This window comes from Rhodococcus sp. NPDC003382 (assembly GCF_053589135.1).
Map to the genome: position 1 here is coordinate 54,323 of NZ_JBSFRH010000001.1, position 20,562 is coordinate 74,884.

19 protein-coding genes are annotated in these 20,562 nt (G+C 71.0%); 13 read left to right on the forward strand and 6 right to left on the reverse strand.

Annotated elements, in window-relative coordinates; genetic code table 11:
• Position 1: 1 nt before the first annotated feature.
• Genes ACWDUD_RS00265 through ACWDUD_RS00275 form a run of 3 tightly spaced genes read right to left on the reverse strand, consistent with a single transcriptional unit; the run spans position 2 to position 3,611 of the window.
• Positions 2-1,249 (reverse strand): glycosyltransferase family 4 protein, encoded by a 1,248-nt coding sequence (locus tag ACWDUD_RS00265; RefSeq protein WP_450108002.1) that lies wholly within the window; start codon positions 1,247-1,249, stop codon positions 2-4.
• The gene (locus ACWDUD_RS00270) at positions 1,246-2,763 is read right to left on the reverse strand and encodes a 1,4-alpha-glucan branching protein domain-containing protein (protein WP_450108139.1); all 1,518 of its coding nucleotides are present in this window, start codon (positions 2,761-2,763) and stop codon (positions 1,246-1,248) included. The genes ACWDUD_RS00265 and ACWDUD_RS00270 overlap by 4 nt, the downstream gene beginning before the upstream one ends.
• 17 nt (positions 2,764-2,780) lie before the next feature.
• Positions 2,781-3,611 (reverse strand): class I SAM-dependent methyltransferase, encoded by an 831-nt coding sequence (locus ACWDUD_RS00275; RefSeq protein WP_450108140.1) that lies wholly within the window; start codon positions 3,609-3,611, stop codon positions 2,781-2,783.
• Between the two features lie 179 nt (positions 3,612-3,790).
• Between ACWDUD_RS00275 and ACWDUD_RS00280 the strand changes: the two genes are divergently transcribed.
• The 9 genes from ACWDUD_RS00280 (at position 3,791) to ACWDUD_RS00320 (ending at position 13,555) form a co-directional block, all read left to right on the forward strand.
• Positions 3,791-4,576, forward strand: coding sequence for an electron transfer flavoprotein subunit beta/FixA family protein (locus ACWDUD_RS00280; RefSeq protein WP_197251310.1), 786 nt, complete (start codon positions 3,791-3,793; stop codon positions 4,574-4,576).
• 46 nt (positions 4,577-4,622) lie between these two features.
• On the forward strand, positions 4,623-5,579 hold the full coding sequence (locus ACWDUD_RS00285) for an electron transfer flavoprotein subunit alpha/FixB family protein (RefSeq protein WP_450108003.1): 957 nt from the start codon (positions 4,623-4,625) through the stop codon (positions 5,577-5,579).
• Positions 5,580-5,751: 172 nt separating this feature from the next.
• Complete coding sequence (locus ACWDUD_RS00290) at positions 5,752-6,570, forward strand: GNAT family N-acetyltransferase (RefSeq protein ID WP_450108004.1); 819 nt, start codon at positions 5,752-5,754, stop codon at positions 6,568-6,570.
• A gap of 71 nt (positions 6,571-6,641) precedes the next feature.
• A complete protein-coding gene (locus ACWDUD_RS00295; RefSeq protein WP_450108005.1) occupies positions 6,642-7,415 on the forward strand; it encodes a lysophospholipid acyltransferase family protein in 774 nt (257 codons plus the stop codon).
• Between the two features lie 45 nt (positions 7,416-7,460).
• Complete coding sequence (locus ACWDUD_RS00300; RefSeq protein WP_450108006.1) at positions 7,461-8,696, forward strand: cysteine desulfurase family protein; 1,236 nt, start codon at positions 7,461-7,463, stop codon at positions 8,694-8,696.
• Complete coding sequence (gene mnmA / locus ACWDUD_RS00305; RefSeq protein ID WP_450108007.1) at positions 8,693-9,775, forward strand: tRNA 2-thiouridine(34) synthase MnmA; 1,083 nt, start codon at positions 8,693-8,695, stop codon at positions 9,773-9,775. The genes ACWDUD_RS00300 and mnmA overlap by 4 nt, the downstream gene beginning before the upstream one ends.
• Positions 9,772-10,800, forward strand: coding sequence for a methionine synthase (locus ACWDUD_RS00310; protein ID WP_450108008.1), 1,029 nt, complete (start codon positions 9,772-9,774; stop codon positions 10,798-10,800). Before mnmA ends, ACWDUD_RS00310 begins: the two co-directional genes overlap by 4 nt.
• A gap of 76 nt (positions 10,801-10,876) precedes the next feature.
• Entirely contained in the window at positions 10,877-13,012 is a 2,136-nt protein-coding gene (gene ligA / locus ACWDUD_RS00315) for an NAD-dependent DNA ligase LigA (RefSeq protein ID WP_450108141.1), read from the forward strand.
• Positions 13,013-13,066: 54 nt separating this feature from the next.
• On the forward strand, positions 13,067-13,555 hold the full coding sequence (locus ACWDUD_RS00320; protein WP_450108009.1) for a GNAT family N-acetyltransferase: 489 nt from the start codon (positions 13,067-13,069) through the stop codon (positions 13,553-13,555).
• 16 nt (positions 13,556-13,571) lie between these two features.
• Here ACWDUD_RS00320 and ACWDUD_RS00325 read toward each other — a convergent pair whose 3' ends face one another.
• Positions 13,572-14,222, reverse strand: coding sequence for an amino acid-binding protein (locus ACWDUD_RS00325; protein WP_450108010.1), 651 nt, complete (start codon positions 14,220-14,222; stop codon positions 13,572-13,574).
• Positions 14,223-14,535: 313 nt separating this feature from the next.
• On the opposite strand from ACWDUD_RS00325, the gene gatC reads away from it, so the two are divergent.
• The 3 genes from gatC (at position 14,536) to ACWDUD_RS00340 (ending at position 17,263) form a co-directional block, all read left to right on the forward strand.
• Positions 14,536-14,835: an Asp-tRNA(Asn)/Glu-tRNA(Gln) amidotransferase subunit GatC gene (gene gatC / locus ACWDUD_RS00330; protein ID WP_450108011.1), complete on the forward strand. Its 300-nt coding sequence runs from the start codon at positions 14,536-14,538 to the stop codon at positions 14,833-14,835.
• Positions 14,832-16,307: an Asp-tRNA(Asn)/Glu-tRNA(Gln) amidotransferase subunit GatA gene (gene gatA, locus ACWDUD_RS00335; RefSeq protein WP_450108012.1), complete on the forward strand. Its 1,476-nt coding sequence runs from the start codon at positions 14,832-14,834 to the stop codon at positions 16,305-16,307. The genes gatC and gatA overlap by 4 nt, the downstream gene beginning before the upstream one ends.
• Positions 16,308-16,423: 116 nt before the next feature.
• Complete coding sequence (locus ACWDUD_RS00340; RefSeq protein WP_450108013.1) at positions 16,424-17,263, forward strand: alpha/beta fold hydrolase; 840 nt, start codon at positions 16,424-16,426, stop codon at positions 17,261-17,263.
• On the opposite strand, the gene ACWDUD_RS00345 is transcribed toward ACWDUD_RS00340, so the two are convergent.
• Together ACWDUD_RS00345 and ACWDUD_RS00350 are read right to left on the reverse strand one after the other, a co-directional pair.
• Positions 17,260-18,600, reverse strand: a complete 1,341-nt coding sequence (locus ACWDUD_RS00345; protein WP_450108014.1) for an alpha/beta-hydrolase family protein — start codon at positions 18,598-18,600, stop codon at positions 17,260-17,262. The genes ACWDUD_RS00340 and ACWDUD_RS00345 overlap by 4 nt on opposite strands.
• Positions 18,597-19,214: a hypothetical protein gene (locus ACWDUD_RS00350; protein WP_450108015.1), complete on the reverse strand. Its 618-nt coding sequence runs from the start codon at positions 19,212-19,214 to the stop codon at positions 18,597-18,599. The genes ACWDUD_RS00345 and ACWDUD_RS00350 overlap by 4 nt, the downstream gene beginning before the upstream one ends.
• 135 nt (positions 19,215-19,349) lie before the next feature.
• Between ACWDUD_RS00350 and ACWDUD_RS00355 the strand changes: the two genes are divergently transcribed.
• Entirely contained in the window at positions 19,350-20,561 is a 1,212-nt protein-coding gene (locus tag ACWDUD_RS00355; RefSeq protein WP_450108016.1) for a sensor histidine kinase, read from the forward strand.
• Position 20,562 lies beyond the last annotated feature (1 nt).

The following is a 20,562-nucleotide window of genomic DNA, read 5'->3' on the forward strand; positions in this document are numbered from 1 at the left end:
GTCATCCGCGGTCCGGGAGGGGACGTTGCGGGATGCTCGGCCGCGCCAGCGGATGCCGCACCCGCCGCTTCGCGCCTGCGTACACCTGGGCCGTCTCCTCGGCGACCTGCCGCCAGTCGAAATCGTCGGTGAGCCGCGCGCGGGCCGCGCGGGCGCGTTCCTGAGCGGCGTCGGGTTCGTCGAGCAGTTCCCGTACCGCCGAGACGAGCCCGGCCACATCGCCCGGCTGGAACGACAGCCCGGTGACACCGTCGACGACGGCCTCGCCGAGACCACCGGCGGTGGACGCGACGAGCGGGGTGCCGGCGGCCGCGGCCTCGAGCGCAATGATCCCGAACGGCTCGTAGCGGCTCGGCAGCACGATCGCGTCGGCCCCGTGCAGCCAGCCGAGCAGTTCGGTGTGGTCGAGGTTGCCGAGGAAGGTCACCGACCGCGCGACCCGGTGGACGCGGGCCTGCTCGCGCAGCCATTCGAACTGGGTGCCTTCACCGGCGACGACGAGTGTCGTCCCCGGATGCGACCGCCGGATCTTCGGCAGCGCCGCGATCGCGTCCTGCACACCCTTCTCGTATTCGAGCCGTCCGACGAACAGCAGCCGCGCCGGACCGGTGCGGGGTTCGCGGTCGCGGTACGACCAGGTGGTGACGTCGATGCCGTTGCGGATCACCGAGATCGACGGCAGATCCGGCCCGTACAGCTCCGCGACCTCGTCGCGCATCGAGGCGGAACACGTGATGAGCCAATCGGATTCGTTCGCCAGCCACCACTCGACCGAGTGCACCTGGCGGTTCATTTTCCCGGACAGCCAGCCGCTGTGCCGCCCGGCCTCGGTGGCGTGCAGGGTGGACACGAGCGGCACGTCGAAGTATTCGGCGAGCGCGATCGCGGGGTGCGCGACCAGCCAGTCGTGCGCGTGCACGACGTCGGGCGTCCAGCCCTCGCCGATGCCGCCCTTGCTCAGGCCGACACCCGCACGGACCATCGCGTGACCCATCGCCAGGGTCCAGCCGAGCATGTCCTCGCCGAAGTCGAAGTGCGGCGGGTCCTCGGCGACCGCGACCACCAGGACGCCCTCCGCGATGTGCGTGAGGGTGGGGTGGGTGGACGCGTCGCTTCCGGTGGGACGCCGGGACAGGACGACGACCTCGTGACCGGCCGCGGCGAGTTCGGTGGCCAGGTGGTGGACGTGGCGACCGAGTCCGCCGACGACGACCGGCGGGTACTCCCACGAGACGATGAGAATTCTCATGTCGGCTCTCCGTTCGGCAGTCGGCGTGCGTCGAGTGCGGGGAACAGGTTGTCGGCGCGGTTCCAGCCGTCGGCGAGGCGCGTGGCCGCGTCGTGGCGGCCGGACGCGACGGCGTCGGCGATCTCGCGCAGGGCGTGCGCGTGCTTGTGCGCGCGGTCGCGGGCGTATCCGGCGGCGGTGTCCTTGCTGACCATGAACGCCCAGTCGCTCGAGACCGCCATCAGCGCCTCGCGCAGCATCTGGTCGTGGACGCGGTTGCGCAGCGCGGGCAGACCGGGCGCGGCGGTGGCGCGGTCCTTGTCGAGGGTGTCGAGGGTGGTGCGGACGACCTCGTCGTTGAGTTGCACCAGGTCCTGGACCTGTTCGCCGGCCCACACCCGCCAGTCCTTGCCGGATCCCCACGACGAGTCGGGGAGTTCGACGGGGGTGCCGACGTAGCCGCGGTCGCGGGCGTCGGCGAGGGTGCCGACCCCGATGCCGGCCTCGGGCAGCGCCCGCAGCAGCCGTTCCAGGAACAGCGGGCCCTCGTACCACCAGTGCCCGAACAGTTCGGTGTCGAACGCGGCGACGACGAGCGCGTCCCGGCCGATCCGGGCCGACTCGTTGCGCAGCCGCTTGCGGACGGTCTCGACGAAGTCGGCGACGTGCTTGTCGACGGTCGCGGACGCGAGATCCGGGTCGTAGGGCGCCTTTTCGTGCGAGGGCACGGTGCGGCCGGTGACCCGGGCGGGCTTGAGTCCGGTGTCGTGGCAGTAGGTGTGGAAGTCCCGGTAGGCGGCGTGTCCGGGGTAGCCGGACTTCGGCGACCACACCCGGTAGGAGACCTGCAGGTCGCGGCCGAACGCCACGACGTCGGAGTCCCACACGGTGCGGCCCAGGGAGGTGTCGCCGCGCAGGGCGGGTCCGTCGACCATGAAGTGCTCGACGCCGGCGGCGGCGTAGCCGGTCTCCATCCCGGGGGTGAAGGCGCACTCGGGTCCCCAGATCCCGCGGGGGGTGTGCTGCCAGCGGGCCTGCGCGTCGTACAGACCTTCCGACAGCGAGAACGCGCGCAGTCGTGGGTCGAGCAGCGGCTGGAAGGGGTGGGCCAGCGGACCGCCGAGCAGTTCGATCGCGTCGGCGTCGATCAGTCCGCGGATGACCGCGGAACCGCCGTGGCGCCAACGGGTTTCGAACTGGTCGAGCGCCTCGCCGGCGAGGCGGTGCTCGCGGGCGCCGAGGTCGCGGTACGACTGCTCGGCCATTCCGGCCGCTTCGTGGGCGCGCAACTGCCAGTTGCCGATCCAGTGGTGCATGCCGGTCAGGCAGTGCGGATCGTCCAGCTGGGCGGCGAGCACGGGCGTCACCCCGAGGGTGAGCAGCCGGGTGCGGCCTTCGGCGGCGAGCCGATGCAGGACGTCGGTGACCGGCAGATACGTTGCGGCCCAGGACTGGTAGAGCCATTCCTCGCCGACGGGCCAGCGCCCGTGGTTGGCGAGCCACGGCAGGTGCGAGTGCAGGACGAGGGCGAACATGCCCGGTTCGCGGATGGTCACCGCGCGGGGTCCTTCACCGCGATCGCGACCAGATCCAGGCTGGCGTCGATGTTTTCGGGATCGAGGACGAAGTCGTCCACGGCGACGCCCGCGACGTCGGCGGTCAGGTCGGCGGGCCACGGCTCGCCTGCCAGGGCGCGTTCGATCTGCGCGTCGATGAACGAGCCGCCGTGCTTGGCGTCGAGGGCGCGCAGCGCCGGGCCGTGGTGCACCCCGGTCATCAGTTCGACGCGGAAACCGGCCTCGACGAGCAGTTCGGTCAGTTCGGCGGCGTTCAGTTCGCGGGTGTGGAACGGGTTGAGCGGGGTGTCGCGGCCGGGGGAGAAGGTGATCCGGTTCGGGGTGCTCACCAGCAGTTCGCCGCCGGGGACGAGGACGCGGTGGCACTCGCGCAGGAATTGCGCCTGGTCCCAGAGGTGCTCGATCACCTGGAAGTTGACGACGACGTCGACGGATTCGTCGTCGAGCGGGAGGTCGGCGAGGTTGCCCTGACGGATGTCCACGCGCGGGTAGCGGGCGCGCACGTGGGCGACGGCGCTCTCGTCGTAGTCGAGTCCGATGACGCGCCGGGCGACGTCGGCGATCATGTCGGCGCCGTATCCCTCGCCGCAGCCGGCTTCGAGGACGGTTCGCCCGGTGCACCGCGCGAGCAGATCGCGGTAGACCACCTCGTGGCGACGGAACCAGTAGTTCTCCTCGGCGATGCCGGGGACGGTTCGCTCGCCGGTGAGGGGCAGTTGCTGCGCTTCGTCTGCGCGGACGGTGGAGTCGCTCACCGCCCAGAGACTAGACGCATCGGTGTTCTCCCTGTTCGGGGTGGTCCACATCACAGGCCTCTCGTTCGCTTCGGTGGTTATGGTGAACCGGATCTTCCACCAAGTTACCGACGGGTAACTTAGCGTGAGGTAATCTAACGCACACCCCGTGCGAAACACGAGTGCTCGGTCCAGGCAGCGCCTCGCCGATCCGTAAAAGCAGCGATACAACAGGAGGTCGACGTAGACCCATGACGAACATCGTCGTTTTGATCAAGCAGGTCCCCGACACGTGGTCCGAGCGCAAGCTCACCGACGGCGACTACACCCTCGACCGCGAGGCCGCGGACGCCGTGCTCGACGAGATCAACGAGCGGGCCGTCGAAGAGGCCCTGCTCATCAAGGAGCGCGACGGGGGCGAGGTCACCGTGCTCACCGCCGGTCCCGACCGGGCGACCGACGCGATCCGTAAGGCGCTGTCCATGGGCGCCGACAAGGCCATCCACCTCAACGACCCGGCCCTCCACGGCTCCGACGCCATCCAGACGGCGTACGCCCTGGCTGCCGCGCTCGGTCAGATCGAGGGTGTCGAGCTCGTCATCGCCGGTAACGAGGCCACCGACGGCCGCGTCGGCGCCGTCCCGGCGATCATCGCCGAGTACCTCGGTCTTCCCCACCTGACGCACCTGCGCAAGCTCACCATCGCCGACGGCAAGGCCACCGGCGAGCGCGAGACCGACGAGGGCGTCTTCGGCCTCGAGGCATCCCTCCCGGCCATCGTCTCGGTCACCGAGAAGATCAACGAGCCGCGCTTCCCGTCCTTCAAGGGCATCATGGCCGCGAAGAAGAAGGAAGTTCAGACCCTCACGCTCGCCGACATCGGTCTCGACCCCGAGATCTTCGGCGTCGCCAACGCCGGCTCCACCGTCACCGGTGTCACCCCCAAGCCCGCGCGTACCGCTGGTGAGCGCGTCACCGACGAGGGTGACGGCGGCAGCAAGATCGCTGCGTACCTCGTCGCCCAGAAGATCATCTGATCCGCGCCCACGCGAAACAGCAGACTTACCAAGGGAGAAAGAAGCAATGGCAGAAGTACTCGTGCTCGTCGAGCACGCCGAGGGCGCGCTGAAGAAGGTCAGCATCGAGCTCATCACCGCAGCGCGTGCGCTCGGTGAGCCCGCCGCCGTCGTCACCGGCCCCGCCGGCACCGCCGACAAGCTGCAGGACGCGCTCGCCGCGGCCGGCGCCGCCAAGGTCTACGCCGCCGAGTCCGACGACATCGACGGCTACCTGGTGACCCCGAAGGTCGACGTCCTGGCCTCGCTCGTCGAGTCCGCCGGCCCGGCCGCCGTGCTCACCGCCGCGAGCGTCGAGGGCAAGGAGGTGTCGGGCCGCCTCGCCGCGCGCATCGGCTCCGGCCTCCTCGTCGACGTCATCGACGTCAAGTCCGACGGCTCCGCCGTCCACTCCATCTTCGGTGGCGCGTTCACCGTCGACGCCAAGGCCAACGGTGAGGTCCCGGTCATCTCCGTCCGCCCGGGTGCCGTCGAGGCGCAGCCGCAGGCCGGTGCCGCCGAGCGCGTCGCCGTCGAGGTTCCGGCTCAGGAAGAGTCCGCCGTCAAGATCACCTCGCGTGAGCCCGTCGTCGGCGGCGACCGCCCCGAGCTCACCGAGGCGTCGATCGTCGTCTCCGGTGGTCGCGGTGTCGGTTCGGCCGAGAAGTTCTCGGTCGTCGAGGAGCTCGCCGACTCGCTCGGTGCCGCCGTCGGTGCCTCGCGTGCCGCCGTCGACTCCGGCTACTACCCGGGCCAGTTCCAGGTCGGCCAGACCGGTAAGACGGTCTCGCCGCAGCTGTACGTCGCGCTCGGCATCTCCGGTGCCATCCAGCACCGCGCCGGCATGCAGACCTCGAAGACCATCGTCGCGGTCAACAAGGACGAAGAGGCCCCGATCTTCGAGATCGCGGACTACGGCGTCGTCGGCGACCTGTTCAACGTCGCGCCGCAGCTGACCGAGGAGATCAAGAAGCACAAGGGCTGATCCTTGTAGCTCCTCGTAGCTCGCTCGCAGCCCCGCCCCGGAATTCCGGAGCGGGGCTGCGCGCTGTTCGGGGTCGCGCTGTTCGGGGCCGCCGGAAGGTGTTCACCGCCGGTGCATCCCGGAGTCATCGCGGTGCTGCCGGGTAGCCGCCCCGGCCCGATACACCTGCACCATGACCACAACGTCGGTGCTCGCCCGTCCCCGTCTCCACCCCGCGCCGGTGCTGTCCGGACCGCGCTACTCACTGATCGTCTCCACGGAACCCGAACACCGCGAGGCCGCGCAACGCCTGCGTTCGCGCGTGTTCGCCGCCGAACCCGGATTCCGGCTGCCGGACGGGTCCGGTGATCTGGACGAGGACCGGTTCGACGCGTTCTGCGACCACCTGCTCGTCCACGACCGCCACACCGACTCCGTGGTCGGCTGCTACCGCATGCTGCCGCCCGACGCCGCACGCGCCGCCGGGGGCTACTACACCTCCGGCGAGTTCGACCTGACCGTGCTCGACCCGCACGGGCTCGGCGCGGTCGAGATGGGCCGCGCGTGCGTCGACCCGGCGCACCGCTCCGGGACGGTGCTCACGCTGATGTGGGCGGGCATCCTGCGATACCTGGAACTGACCGGCCACACCTGGGTCTTCGGGTGCGTGTCGGTTCCGATGCGTGCCCACCCCGGCGAGGTTCACGGCGCCAACGTCCTCGCGGTTCGCGACGTCCTTCTCACCCGCCACGCCGCGACGCCCGGGCACCGGGTGCGGCCGCTGCGTCCGGTGCCGGCGACCGACCGGGCCGCCCGCGCCGTGCTGCCCCCGCTGCTGCGCGGATATCTGCGGCTGGGGGCCCGGATCTGCGGCGAACCCGCCCACGACCCGGCCTTCGGGGTCGCCGACTTCGTGGCGCTGCTGAACCTCCACGACGCGGACGCACGCTACCTGGCGAGGCTGCGCAGCGCCGCGGAGCAGGCCGATCGCGTCGCGGCGGTCCCGGCGTGAGCGTCCGGACCCACCCCTGGATGCCCTCCAGTCCGTGCGACACGAGTTGCCTTCCGCGCGACCCGGATCGTGTGAGTCTTCTCACATGCGCGGGGCGGTGGCTGGTCGTGCTCGTCGTCCTGGCCGCGGTGCCGGTCCTCGCCGCAGGTCGCCTGCTGCCCGCCGCCGCTCGCGTCGCGTTGGTGCGGGGCTGTGCGCGGGCGTTGCTGCGCTGCGCGGGCGTGCGGCCGACGCTCACCGACCTGCGCGACGACGCCGAGACCGGACGCGGGTCGGGCGTGCTCGTCGTCGCTCCGCACGTGTCCTGGATCGACGTTCTGGTGCTCACCGCGATCGCGCCGTCCGGATTCGTCGCCCGCGCCGACCTACTCGGCTGGGGTGTGCTCGGGACGCTCGCGCGGCGTATGCGGGTCATCCCCATCGAGCGCGAGAACCTGCGCGAGCTGCCGGAGGTCGTCGCCGGGATCCGCACCCGCCTGCAGCTCGGTGACCGTGTCACGGTGTTCCCGGAGGGCACCACGTGGTGTGGGCGGGCGCACGGCCGCTTCCGGGCTGCGCTGTTCCAGGCCGCCGTCGACGCCGGATGTCCCGTCCAGCCGGTGCGATTGCGCTATCTCGGCCGCGCCGGCGCGGTCGCGACCGCGCCCGCGTTCGTCGGCGACGACACGATCGGTGAGGCGATCCGCCGGATGCTGTGGCACCGGGGCACCGTGGCCGACGTCGTGCTCGCACCCCTCGAGCCGCCCGGCACCGACCGTCGCGCGCTGGCGGCGCGCTGCGAACGTGCGGTACGAGGCGAGCCGGGTGAGATGCCGGTCACGGTTGCGGCTGCGGCCGCGGGCTAGCGAGCGGTCGGGGACCGACCCGGCACCCGCTATCCTGGACCGGTCATGACCTCGCCCACCGCCGGCGCATCCGGCTCACCGAAGACCGTCTACCTCGACCACGCCGCGACCACCCCGATGCTGCCTGCGGCGATCGAGGCGATGACGCAGGTCTTCGCGACGGTCGGCAACGCCTCGTCGCTGCACGGTTCCGGCCGCGCCGCGCGCCGCCGCATCGAGGAGGCCCGCGAGTCCATCGCCGCCGATCTCGGGGCCCGTCCGTCCGAGGTGCTGTTCGTCTCCGGCGGCACCGAGGGCGACAACCTCGCGGTCAAGGGCATCTTCTGGGGCCGCCGGGCGCAGGACCCGCGCCGGAACCGGGTGATCGCGAGCGCGGTCGAACACCATGCCGTGCTCGACGCGGTCGAGTGGCTCGTCGAACACGAGAATGCCGAGGTGACGTGGCTGCCCGTCGACGCGGACGGGCGCGTCGATCCCCAGACGCTGCGGGCCGCACTGTCCGAGCACGCCGACGAGACCGCGCTGGTGACGATCATGTGGGCCAACAACGAGGTCGGCACCGTGATGCCGATCCCCGAACTCGCCGCGGTCGCCGCCGAGTTCGACGTGCCGATGCACAGCGACGCGGTGCAGGCCGTGGCGCATCTGCCCGTCGATTTCGCGGCGAGCGGCCTGTCCGCCATGACGGTCGCGGCGCACAAGTTCGGGGGCCCGCAGGGTGTCGGTGCGCTGCTGCTGGGCCGCCAGGTGCCGTGCGTGCCGCTGGCCCACGGCGGCGGGCACGAACGCGACATCCGCTCGGGCACGCAGGACACCGCCTCGATCGTCGGCATGGCCGCGGCGCTGCACGCGGCGGTCACCGAACTCGACGCGACCACTGCCCGACTCGCTGCGCTGCGTGATGCGCTCGTCGCCGGCATCGAGGACGTGATCCCCGAAGCGATCCTCAACGGACCGCGCGGCGCGAACCGTCTGCCCGGCAATGTGCACTTCACTTTCCCCGGCTGCGAAGGGGATTCGCTGTTGATGCTGCTCGATGCGGCGGGAATCGAGTGCTCGACCGGTTCGGCCTGCACGGCCGGTGTCGCCCGGGCCAGCCACGTGCTGATCGCGATGGGAGCCGATCCGCGCATCGCACGCGGTTCGTTGCGATTCTCGTTGGGGCACACCTCGACTCGTGCCGACGTGGACGCGGTGATCGCGGCTCTGCCGCAGGTGGTGGAACGGGCGCGCGCCGCCGGATTGGCGAGCGCTGCCGGTCGTGGAGGTGACGGACGATGAGGATTCTCGCGGCGATGAGCGGCGGTGTGGACTCGGCGGTGGCCGCGGCCCGCGCCGTCGATGCCGGACACGAGGTCGTCGGTGTGCATCTGGCGCTGTCGACGGCGCCGGGCACGCTGCGCACGGGTTCGCGCGGCTGCTGCTCGAAGGAGGACGCCGGTGACGCCCGGCGTGCCGCCGACGTGCTCGGAATCCCCTTCTACGTCTGGGATTTCGCCGATCGCTTCAAGGAAGACGTGATCGACGACTTCGTCGCGTCGTATGCGGCGGGACAGACCCCGAACCCGTGCCTGCGGTGCAACGAGAAGATCAAGTTCTCGGCGCTCGCGGACAGGGCGGTCGCACTCGGCTTCGACGCCGTCGCCACCGGCCACTACGCCCAGCTGAACGACGGGGTGCTGCGCCGTGCCGTCGACGCCGACAAGGACCAGTCGTACGTGCTCGCGGTGCTCACCGCCGAGCAGCTCTCGCGCGCGATGTTCCCGGTCGGGGACACCCCCAAGGAGCTGATCCGTGCCGAGGCCGCCGAGCGTGGGCTGGCCGTCGCGAACAAGCCGGACAGCCACGACATCTGCTTCATCCCGTCGGGTGACACCCGCGCGTTCCTCGGTGCCCGCATCGGCGTGCGGCCCGGCAAGGTCGTCGACGCGGACTCCGGAGCGGTGCTCGCCGAACACGAAGGCGTGCACGGATTCACGATCGGCCAGCGCAAGGGGCTCGGCATCGCCGGACCCGGACCGGACGGCCGTCCCCGCTACGTGACCGAGATCGACCCGGACAGCGGCACCGTGAAGGTGGGATCGGCCGAACAGTTGCAGGTGCGCTCGATCACCGCCGAACGTGCGGTGTGGACCTCGGGTGTTGCCCCGGAGGGACCGATCGAGTGCGTCGTGCAGGTCCGCGCCCACGGAGGGATCGCCCCCGCGGTCGCCGAGGCGGTCGGCACCGGCATCGAGATCTCGCTGCGCGAGCCGCTCACGGGTGTCGCCGCAGGTCAGGCCGCCGTGCTCTACCGGCCGGATCCGGCCGGGGACATCGTCGTGGGCAGCGGCACCATCGCCGCCGCCGACGGCCGGTGACCGCGGCCCCGGAAGGTCCCGGAAGCTGGGCGGGCATCGGGACCGGAATCGGATCGTGGCCCGGCGTCGACGCGCGTGAATCCGCGGCGGTGATCCTCGGTGAGCTCGCCGCGCTCCCGCACCTGGTCGAACTGCCCGCCCGCGGACTCGGGGCGGACATGATCGGGCGGGCGAGCGCGCTGCTGGTGGATCTGCACCTCGACGGCACCACCACCGGCTACCGGCTCACCGGTCGTCGCGGCACGATCGCCGCCCGCGCCGAGGATCTGCTGAACCAGGATCTCGACGCGTTCGAAGAGGCCTGGGAGAACGCGGGTCTCGGCCCCGGCCACACGGTGAAGGTGCAGTCGGCCGGTCCGCTGACACTCGCCGCGCACACCGAACTGGCCACCGGCCGCCGCGTCCTCACCGATCCCGGTGCGGTACGCGACCTTTCCGAATCGCTGGGGGAGGGCCTGTCCCGGCACGCCGCCGAGGTCACCCGGCGGACCGGAGCCACGGTCGTCGTCCAGCTCGACGAACCGGCCCTGCCGGACGTACTCGCCGGAACCCTCACGGGCAGAACGATTCTCGAATCCGTCGCGGCGATGCCCGAACCGGAGACCCAGCACGTGCTGGACACGACGATCGAGGCGACGCGCCGGTCGGTCGCCGTGCACTGCTGCGGCGGGACCGTGCCGACCGGGCTGCTGCGGGCGAGCGCCGCGGACGCGGTCGCGCTGGATGTCGCCCGGGTGTCGGCCGCCGACCTCGACGGCATCGGCGAGCTCCTCGACTCCGGCACCACCCTGCTGCTCGGCCTGATCCCCACGACCGCGCCCGCCACACCGCCGACGTGGCGGCAGGTCGCGGCACCGGCGGTGACCTTGATCGACCGGCTCGGCTTCCCCCGAGCGGCCCTGCGCTCGGTCGCGGTGACCCCCGCCTGCGGGCTGGCCGGGGCCGACCCGGAGTGGGCGCGCACCGCGCTGCGCCTGACCCGTGACGTGGCCGCGGCGTTCACCGAGGACCCGGAATCCCTCTGATCACCCGGGCAGAGCGACCGGGAACTGTCGGCGACCTCGACTAGGCTTGCGGGCTGTGAGTGAATCGACGGACGCTGTGGGTGAAGCGACGAGCGCAGAGGGTGAATCGACGAGCGCAGCCGTCACCGCACCTCCCGAGGCCCGCGAGCGCTGGCAACAGCTCGCCGAGGAAGTGCGCGAGCATCAGTTCCGCTACTACGTGCGCGACGCCCCGATCATCTCCGACGGCGCGTTCGACCAGCTGCTCGGCGAACTGAACGCGCTCGAGGAGCAGTATTCGGAGCTGCGCACGCCGGATTCCCCGACCCAGCTCGTCGGCGGCGGCTTCGCGACCGACTTCACCGCCGTCGACCACCTCGAGCGGATGCTCAGCCTCGACAACGTCTTCACCGAGGACGAACTGCGCGGCTGGCTCGCCCGTGTCGAGTCCGAGGCCGGCAGCAACCTGCACTACCTCTGCGAGGTCAAGATCGACGGCGTCGCCCTGAACCTCGTGTACGAGAACGGCAAACTCGTGCGCGCGGCGACCCGCGGCGACGGCCGCACCGGGGAAGAGGTCACGCTCAACGCGCTGACCATCGACGACATCCCGGAACGGATCACAGGCACCGACGATTTCCCGGTCCCGAGCGTGCTCGAGGTGCGCGGCGAGGTGTTCTTCCGCCTCGAGGACTTCCAGGCACTCAACGCGAGCCTCGTCGCGGAAGGCAAGGCGCCGTTCGCGAATCCGCGCAACTCCGCCGCGGGCTCGCTGCGGCAGAAGAACCCCGCGGTCACCGCCAAGCGGCGGCTCGGGATGATCTGCCACGGTTTCGGGCGCCTCGAAGGCTTCGAACCGACCACCCAGTCCGAGGCGTACACCGCGCTCGCGGCGTGGGGTCTGCCGGTCTCCCCGCACACCCTCCGCGTGCAGGGCGCCGACGCGGTCGTCGAGCGGATGAAGTACTGGGGCGAGCACCGGCACGATGTCGAGCACGAGATCGACGGTCTCGTCGTCAAGGTCGACGAGATGTCGCTGCAACGGCGCCTCGGCGCGACCTCCCGCGCGCCCCGCTGGGCGATCGCCTACAAGTACCCGCCCGAAGAGGTCACCACCAAACTCCTCGACATCCGCGTCAGCGTCGGCCGCACCGGCCGCGTCACCCCCTTCGCGTACATGGAACCGGTGACGGTCGCGGGATCGACGGTGTCGCTGGCGACGCTGCACAACGCGTCCGAGGTGGCCCGCAAGGGCGTGCTCATCGGTGACACCGTGGTGCTGCGCAAGGCGGGTGACGTGATTCCGGAGGTGCTCGGTCCGGTCGTCGACCTGCGCGACGGCACCGAGCGCGAATTCGTGATGCCCACCGAATGTCCCGAGTGCGGAACGCCTCTCGCGCCGGCGAAGGAATCCGACGTCGACCTGCGGTGCCCGAATCAGCAGTTCTGTCCGGCGCAGCTGCGCGAACGCGTCTTCCATGTGGCCGGGCGCGGCGCGTTCGACATCGAGGCGCTCGGCTACGAGGCGTCGACGGCTCTGATCAACTCCGGTGCGATCGGCAACGAGGGCGATCTGTTCGCGCTCACCGCCGAGGACCTGATGACCACATCGATCTTCCGAACCACCAAGGGCGCACTGTCGAAGAACGGCGAGCGGCTGCTCGAGAATCTCGAACGCGCGAAGGACAAGCCGCTGTGGCGCGTGCTCGTCGCACTGTCCATCCGGCACGTCGGACCCACCGCGGCGCGGGCGCTGGCCACCGAATTCGGCAGCCTCGAACGGATCCGGAACGCGTCGGTGGAAGAACTCGCTGCCGTCGAGGGGGTCGGACCGACCATCGCCGCGTCGGTCGACGAGTGGTTCAAGGTGGACTGGCACCGCGAGATCGTCGACAAGTGGGCGGCCGCCGGTGTCCGCATGGAGGACGAACGCGACCATTCGATCGAGCGGACTCTCGAGGGACTGTCGATCGTCGTCACCGGCAGCCTCGAAGGGTTCTCCCGTGACCAGGCGAAGGAGGCCATCCTGTTGCGGGGCGGGAAGGCCGCCGGCTCGGTGTCGAAGAAGACCGCCTTCGTCGTGATCGGCGACGCCCCCGGATCGAAGGCCGACAAGGCTGCCGAGCTGGGCGTTCCGATCCTCGACGAGGCCGGGTTCCGGAAACTGCTCGAGTTCGGTCCGGACGCGGTGACGGGCACGGGCGAGGACACCGGCGACGGCCGAGTGTGGTGAGGATCGCGTTCCGGTGTTTTGGGCGGCCGCGGGATCGGCTGTCATAGTGCACAAATGATCGAAATCAGGCGTGTGAGCCCGGACGAGTACGAGACCGTCGGCGACCTCACCGTCGACGTGTACGTCGGCGGCGGCTTCGTCGAACCCGACGATCCGTATGTGACGCGGCTGCGCGACACGGCCACCCGCGACGCTCAGGGCGAGGTCGTCGTCGCGGTCGCGGACGGCGAGATCGTCGGATCGCTGACCCTGGCCGAACCGAAGTCGCGCCTCGCGGACATCGCGGAAGAGGACGAACTCGAACTGCGGATGCTCGCGGTCGCACCGGCCGCGCGCCGCCGCGGAGTCGGATCGGCCCTCGTCCGGCACGCCCTCGACACCGCGTACGAGCGCGGGGACCGCGCCGTGGTGATCTCGACCGAACCGGCCATGGTCGACGCCCGCCGCATCTACGACCGCAACGGATTCGTCCCGGTCGCCGAGCGCAACTGGGTGCCGGTGCCCGGTGTCGAGCTGACCGCGATGGTGCGCGAACTGGTCTGACCCCGTTCGCCCGGCGTCACCCCAGAACGGTGCCGATGATGCCGGCGAGGTAGCCGAGCCGGGCCACCTCGGACGGCCGGAACTCCGGTCCACCCGGCCGTCCGAGCATGAGTACCCGGGTGGGGGAGCCGAGCGGTGCGGCGGCGAGTGTCGTGTCCATCTGCCGCCACACCGCGGGAACCCACGCGGCTTCGTGGTCGAGCAGCTGCGGCTTCTCGAGCGGCATCCAGGGCAGGTTCAGTGCGTGGGTCTCCGGGGCGCCGGGACTGCCCGCGACCCGGTAGGGGCCCTTCGGGCCGACGGCGATCACCGTGGCCCAGCCGACGCGCAGCACGCGCGGCGCACCGTCGGCGAGGATCTGGAGCCGGCCGTCGCGCGCGGTGGCGACCTGGTCGATCAGTTCGAGTTCGCGGTGGGTGTCGAGCATGCCCGCGTACGGCCGGATGGAGTCGACGGTGACGCCGTCGAGCGCTTCGGCGGCGGTGATCAGCGTGTCGGGAAGTTTGCCGGGCTCGACGTCGACGACGAGATCGTCGATGGCGAAGTCGGCGCCGCGTTCGACGACATCGAGCGACAGGATGTCCGCGCCGACCGATCCGAGGGCTACGGCGAGCGCGCCGAGGCTACCGGGTCGATCGGGTAGCTGGACACGCAGCAGGTACGACACGTGCGTCCTTTCACCTATGGGCCGATTCGAGGGCACGCCGATGGCCGGCGCGCTGCATGGTGAGGCCGCACAGGCGACCCCCGACTGCGACCATCCTGTCACCTTCGAGGCCTGTTCGGTGCGCAGATTCCGGACGAAACGGGCGGCGTCATTGCAAATCCGCCGGTCGCGGGCGGGCGTGAAACACGATTGATACGCGCGTTTCGCGTCCCCGAAACGAATCGGCCCCGTCCCGGGGTCGCACAGGAGGCCGAACCGGGCACGCACTACGCTGGATGCGACGTTCGTTCTCCCATGAAAGGGGTCACCGAAGGTGCCTGCCATCTCCCGTGACGAGGTCGCACACCTCGCCCGGTTGTCCCGGCTCGCGCTGTCCGACGCCGAACTCGACGAGTTCGCCGGCCAGCTGGATTCGATCCTCAGCCACGTCAAGGCGGTGTCGGAAGTGGCCGCGGACGACGTGGCGCCGATGGCCAACCCGAACGCGGTGACCAACGTGACCCGACCCGACGTCGTGGTGCCGGGCCTCAGCCCGGAGGAAGCGCTCTCGGGTGCACCGGTCGTCGAGGAGGGCCGTTTCTCGGTTCCCCAGATCCTGGGAGAGGGCGAATGAGCAGCGAACTGACCCGCCTGTCCGCCGCCGACCTGGCGTCGCGGATCCACGCCGGCGAGGTGTCCTCCGTCGAGGTCACCCAGGCCCACCTCGACCGCATCGGCGAGGTCGACGGCGAGTACCACGCGTTCCTGCACGTCGCCGGTGAGCAGGCGCTCGCCGCGGCCGCCGAGGTCGACCGCGCGGTCGCCGCCGGCGAGGCTCCGGCCTCCCCGCTCGCGGGTGTGCCGCTCGCCCTCAAGGACGTGTTCACCACCACCGACATGCCCACGACGTGCGCGTCGAAGATCCTCGAGGGCTGGATCGCGCCCTACGACGCGACGTTGACCACCAAGCTGCGGCAGGCCGGGATCCCGATCCTCGGCAAGACCAACATGGACGAGTTCGCGATGGGCTCGTCCACCGAGAACTCCGCGTACGGCCCGACCCGCAATCCGTGGGACACCACCCGCATCCCGGGCGGATCCGGCGGTGGCTCGGCCGCGGCGCTCGCGTCGTACCAGGCCCCGCTCGCGATCGGCACCGACACCGGCGGCTCGATCCGTCAGCCCGCCGCCGTCACCGCGACCGTCGGCACCAAGCCCACCTACGGCACCGTGTCCCGCTACGGGCTGGTCGCGTGCGCGTCGTCGCTGGACCAGGGCGGCCCGTGCGGCCGTACCGTCCTCGACACCGCGCTGCTGCACGAGGTCATCGCCGGGCACGATCCGCGCGATTCCACTTCCGTCGACGCACCGGTCCGCCCGGTCGTGGAGGCCGCCCGCCAGGGCGCTGCCGGCGACCTGAAGGGCCTGCGCGTCGGTGTGGTCAAGGAACTGCACTCGGAGAGCTACCAGCCCGGCGTCATCGCCTCGTTCGACGCTGCGGTCGAGACCCTGACCAAGCTCGGCGCCGAGGTCGTGGAGGTGTCCTGCCCGCACTTCGAGTACGCGCTGGCGTCCTACTACCTGATCCTGCCCTCCGAGGTCTCCTCGAACCTCGCGCGTTTCGACGCGATGCGGTACGGCCTGCGTGTCGACGACGGCACCATGAGCGCCGAGCAGGTCATGGCCGCCACCCGCGCCGCCGGTTTCGGCAAGGAAGTCAAGCGGCGCATCATGATCGGCACCTACGCGCTGTCGTCGGGCTACTACGACGCCTACTACGGCCAGGCCCTCAAGGTCCGCACGCTCATCGCACAGGACTTCGACAAGGCCTACGAGCAGGTCGACGTCCTGGTGTCGCCGACGAGCCCGTTCACGCCGTGGAAGATCGGCGAGAAGGTCGACGATCCGCTGGCGATGTACCTGTCCGACCTGTGCACGCTGCCGACCAACCTGGCCGGCCACTGCGCGATGTCGGTGCCGTCCGGCCTGTCCGCCGACGACGGTCTGCCCGTCGGCCTGCAGATCATGGCTCCGGCACTCGCCGACGAGCGTCTCTACCGCGTCGGCGCGGCCTTCGAGGCTGCGCGCGGCCCGGTCCTCGTCTGACCCGAACCAGCCACAGCGGGCCCGGAACCGTACGGTTCCGGGCCCGTCGTGGTTCCGCCTGCGTGACCGCGTCCCGTCTGCCACTATGGGATGCATTGTCCGCGAAGGGGGATCGCGTGAACCAGGTGGAGCTTTCGGCGGGGACCATCGAATACGAGGACACCGGTGGCGACGGCCCGGTGCTGGTGTTCATCCACGGGCTGCTCATGGACGGGTCCGGATGGCGGCACGTCGTCGAGGAATTGCGGGGAAGATACCGGTGCATCGTGCCGACCTGGCCGCTCGGTTCGCACCGGACACCGATGCACCCGGACGCGGACCTGACGCTCATCGGAATGGGCCACCTGATCGGGGAATTCCTCGACACCCTCGACCTGCACGAGGTGACGCTGGTCCAGAACGACTGGGGCGGCGCCCAGATCTTCCTCGCCGTCGGCAATCCCGAGCGCGTGTCCCGGCTCGTGCTCACCGCCTGCGAGGCGTTCGACAACTATCCACCCGGACCCGTCAAGCTGCTGCTCCCGCTGGTTCGTCTGCCCGGCGGATTCCGCGTGCTGATGACGGTGCTGGGCACCAAGCTGGGACGGCGCGGTCCCGGCACGTGGGGATGGATGAGCAAACGACCTGTGCCCGACGAGATCTACGACGCCTGGTTCGGGCCGGCCGCGGTCGATCGCGACGTGCGGCGCGATCTCGCGAAATACGCGTTGTCCGCGCCGCCGAAGCGAGAACTGCTCGACCTCGCCGCGAAGTCGGCGGAGTTCGCCGGGCCGGTGCTGATCGTGTGGGCGACCGAGGACCGGATGATGCCCCGCGACCACGGACGTCGTCTCGCCGGGCTCTTCCCGGACTCCCGCCTCGTCGAGATCGACGACAGTTACACATTGCTGGCCGAGGACCAGCCGGAGAAGCTCACCGAGGCGATCGGGGACTTCCTGGCGGCGACCGGCACCTAGGGAGCGCATCGGGCCTGGTCCGGCCCGTAGCGGTGCCCGTGACCCGGTGCCGCATCCAGCGCGAACAGCAGGTCCACCGTCGTCTGCAGGAAGCCGATCACCGGCAGCCAGGCGGGCAGCGGGGCGTCGACGCGGGCGCGGGACAGGTCCGGCGGGGACCACAGCAGCGACGGCCGCCACCGGATCACCGGGTCCGAGGAGTTCGCCAGCACGGTCCCGCCGTCCGGTCGCACCGAGCCCGCGGGCGGACCGGTCCACAAGGCCTCGCAGGGTCCCGGCGCGGCGGGCCCGTCGAACGCGGCACCGGCACCGACCGCTCCGAGGCTCTGCCCGTACACGTGCAGCTGCGGCCGATCCACCGGATCGAGTGTGTCCAGATGCGAACGGACCGCGTCCACCAGCGCCGTGGCCGCGTCGATCGCGGCGTCGCGGTCGAGCACGAACGTCACCCAGCTCGGTGCCGACGAGTACTGCATCGCGACGAACGCCACGTCGTCGCCGTAGGCGGATTCGAAGCCGGCCAGCGCGTTCGCGTCGATCCACCCGGAACCGGTCGGCACCGCCACCACCAGGTGCCCGCGATCGAATCCGCCGGCCCGGTCGAGTTCCCGCACCGCGAGCGCGGCCCGTGCCGGCGGATCCGGGGCCGAATCCACACCGACGTAGGTGCGAATCGCCTGGCCGGCGTTGTCGAGAGCGACGAAGCGGCGGCCCTGCTCGCCGAGGGTGTCCCACGGCACCAGCGACTGCGGTGCGCCCGACACTCCGGCCGGGAGCCGCGACGGCGGGAGGGAGGCTGCGGCCGTCGGTGCGAATCCGGTTGCGGCGGTGTATCCGGCGAGGGCGATGATGCCGGCCGCCGCCAGTGCCCGCGCCGGCCCGATGCGACGAATCCGTGCGGTGACACCGAGAGCGAGAGCCACGATCAGCGCGGCGGTGGTCACGACGACCGCCCAGTGTGAGGCGCCGACGGGAGGGACGCCCATCGTGTCCCGCAGCCCGTTCTGCCAGCGGTCCGCGGCGAGGGTCGCCGCGCCGCACAGCGCGGCCGCCACACCGACCGCACCCCACCTGGCCGGGACCGACGCGACGGGCGGCGCGATCCGGAATCTCTCGCGAATCGTCCGGCCCATCGCGAGCAGTGCGAGGCCGCACAGCACGGACACGGCGGTGACGGCGGCCTGGACGACCGCGGGCCTCGGCAGCAGCGACGGGGCCAGCGAGATGCAGACTGCGACGGTCGTCGCCGTCGTCGTCGCGACGCGCGGGCAGATCGCTGTCGATGCGTACGTCGAAAGATGATGGGGCCGTGGGATTTCGAGAACCGCTGCGCTCATGACCGCACCCGCAGTCCTGCGGCTCCGGCCGCAGCGGCCGTGCCCAGCCCGAGCAGGATCGGCAGCGGCGATTCCGGACTCGGTGCCCGATACTGCTGCCGCCACGAATTGATCCGCACCGCAACGGATGCGACCTCCGCGGCGATCACGCAGCCCGGTGCGGCGTCGGGCTCCGTCGCGCAGGCCTCGCGCAGGTCCCGCGTCAAGTTTTGGTCCAGCGCGCGGCGCGCATCCGGCCCGAGTTCGCCGCCGGCGTCGCGGGCGAACCGCAGCAGGTCGTACCCGAGATCGTGAGTGCGACAGGCCGGTTCGAACACCCCCGGCAAGGGCACCGGTGACGAGCACGAACCCTGTGGATCGCTGAGTCGCTCGCCCGAGACTCCGGGTTCGCGAACCGGGCTGTAGCGCATCGCCGCCTCGAAGTCCGGCGGGAACGCGGCGCTCGCGGTGTCGGTGTCACCCGATCCGAGCGCGACCACGGCGGCCGCAGCGGCGGGATGCTCGGCGGTGGACCGGTCCTGCGCTCCCGGCGACCCGGCGGCACCCACCCAGACGTATGCGGCGAGAACACCGACGGCCGTGGCGGCTCGGGCTCTCGCGGATCCGATGATCATGAACGCCGACGCTAGGAACGCGGTACCGATGTCCGGATCACACGACGGACCGGTTCGCCGCGGACCACCCGATACCGGGGTAGCAGCGAGATCTCACTCCACGGTATGAGGACAGACGAGGCTGCGGTACCTAGCGTGGGAACCGTGAATTCGTTGGTGCGTGAAGGTGTACATCACGGCGTGGACCTGTCGGTCCGGTACGGTCGCGGACGCTGGTGGAACATCGCGATCGTCGTGACCACCGTGATCCTCTACGCGATCGCGTGGCCGACGCTCCAGCTCACGCACGACGTTCCGGCGCCGCTCATGCCGATCATCTCCGGGCTGGCGGTGTTCCCGTTCCTGCTGATCCGGGCGCAGCCGGCGCTGGGGTGGGCGATCTCCGCGGTCGCGGCGATGATCGTTCCGTGGGCGTTCGACCGGGTCCCGAACTACGGCTATCCCTGGCAGGTAGTCCACATTCTGGTGCTCCTCGCCCTGCTCGTCGCGGTGTGCCTGCGCGAGGAGATCCGGATCGTGCTCGTCGTCTGGCTCGCGACCGTCCTGTTGTTCTTCGTCTACCTGCCGGGCAACGACGGATGGGGCTGGGCGATCGGGCTCGCCGCGATCGCGGCGTTCGCGCTGCTCGTGCGCTGGCTGGTGCTGTCCCGGCGGCAACTGGCCCGTGAGGAGGAGATCAGCGAACTCGAACGTGCCCGTCGCGCGGCGCTCGAGGAGAAGGCGCGCATCGCCCGCGACCTGCACGACATCGTCGCCCACCACATGTCCCTAGTCGTGGTGCAGGCGCAGAGCGCCCCGTACCGGCTGCCGGACGTCTCCGACGAGGTCCGCGCCGAATTCGAATCGATCGGCGTTCACGCGCGGGAGGCGCTCAACGAGGTCCGCGGCATGCTCGGTGTGTTGCGAAGCGACGGCATGCTGCCCGAGAACGCTCCGCAGCCCGGGCTGAGCCGGGTCGACGAACTGTTCGACGCGTCCCGCCGCGCCGGGGTGCACCTCACCGCACGGATCGACGGGGACACCGGGTCGGTGTCCGACAGCGCGGGACTCGCGGTGTACCGGATCCTGCAGGAGTCGCTCGCCAACGCGGCCCGGCACGCGCCGGGCTCGGAGGTGTCCGTGCAGGTGGTGTGCGGTCCGGACCAGGTGGACCTGACCGTCCGCAACGGCGCCTCGGAGGCCGGTCGCGGGGACCGTCCCGTGGACCGGCCGGACCGCGGAGGCGGCAACGGTATCCGCGGCATGGCCGATCGGGCGGCGTCGGTCGGGGGACGGTTGTACGCGCACCCGCGACCCGACGGAGGATTCGAGGTGTCGGCGGTGCTGCCCCGCGTCCCCGCCGCCTAGG

Excerpts from the sequence above, each read along its gene's own strand:
- ACWDUD_RS00265 (WP_450108002.1), bottom strand. The coding sequence starts at position 1,249 with ATGAGAATTCTCATCGTCTCGTGGGAGTACCCGCCGGTCGTCGTCGGC.
- ACWDUD_RS00280 (WP_197251310.1), top strand. The coding sequence starts at position 3,791 with ATGACGAACATCGTCGTTTTGATCAAGCAGGTCCCCGACACGTGGTCC.
- ACWDUD_RS00300 (WP_450108006.1), top strand. The coding sequence starts at position 7,461 with ATGACCTCGCCCACCGCCGGCGCATCCGGCTCACCGAAGACCGTCTAC.
- ACWDUD_RS00270 (WP_450108139.1), bottom strand. The coding sequence starts at position 2,763 with ATGTTCGCCCTCGTCCTGCACTCGCACCTGCCGTGGCTCGCCAACCAC.
- ACWDUD_RS00285 (WP_450108003.1), top strand. The coding sequence starts at position 4,623 with ATGGCAGAAGTACTCGTGCTCGTCGAGCACGCCGAGGGCGCGCTGAAG.
- ACWDUD_RS00275 (WP_450108140.1), bottom strand. The coding sequence starts at position 3,611 with ATGTGGACCACCCCGAACAGGGAGAACACCGATGCGTCTAGTCTCTGG.
- ACWDUD_RS00345 (WP_450108014.1), bottom strand. The coding sequence starts at position 18,600 with ATGAGCGCAGCGGTTCTCGAAATCCCACGGCCCCATCATCTTTCGACG.
- ACWDUD_RS00290 (WP_450108004.1), top strand. The coding sequence starts at position 5,752 with ATGACCACAACGTCGGTGCTCGCCCGTCCCCGTCTCCACCCCGCGCCG.
- mnmA (WP_450108007.1), top strand. The coding sequence starts at position 8,693 with ATGAGGATTCTCGCGGCGATGAGCGGCGGTGTGGACTCGGCGGTGGCC.
- gatA (WP_450108012.1), top strand. The coding sequence starts at position 14,832 with ATGAGCAGCGAACTGACCCGCCTGTCCGCCGCCGACCTGGCGTCGCGG.
- ACWDUD_RS00350 (WP_450108015.1), bottom strand. The coding sequence starts at position 19,214 with ATGATCATCGGATCCGCGAGAGCCCGAGCCGCCACGGCCGTCGGTGTT.
- ACWDUD_RS00320 (WP_450108009.1), top strand. The coding sequence starts at position 13,067 with ATGATCGAAATCAGGCGTGTGAGCCCGGACGAGTACGAGACCGTCGGC.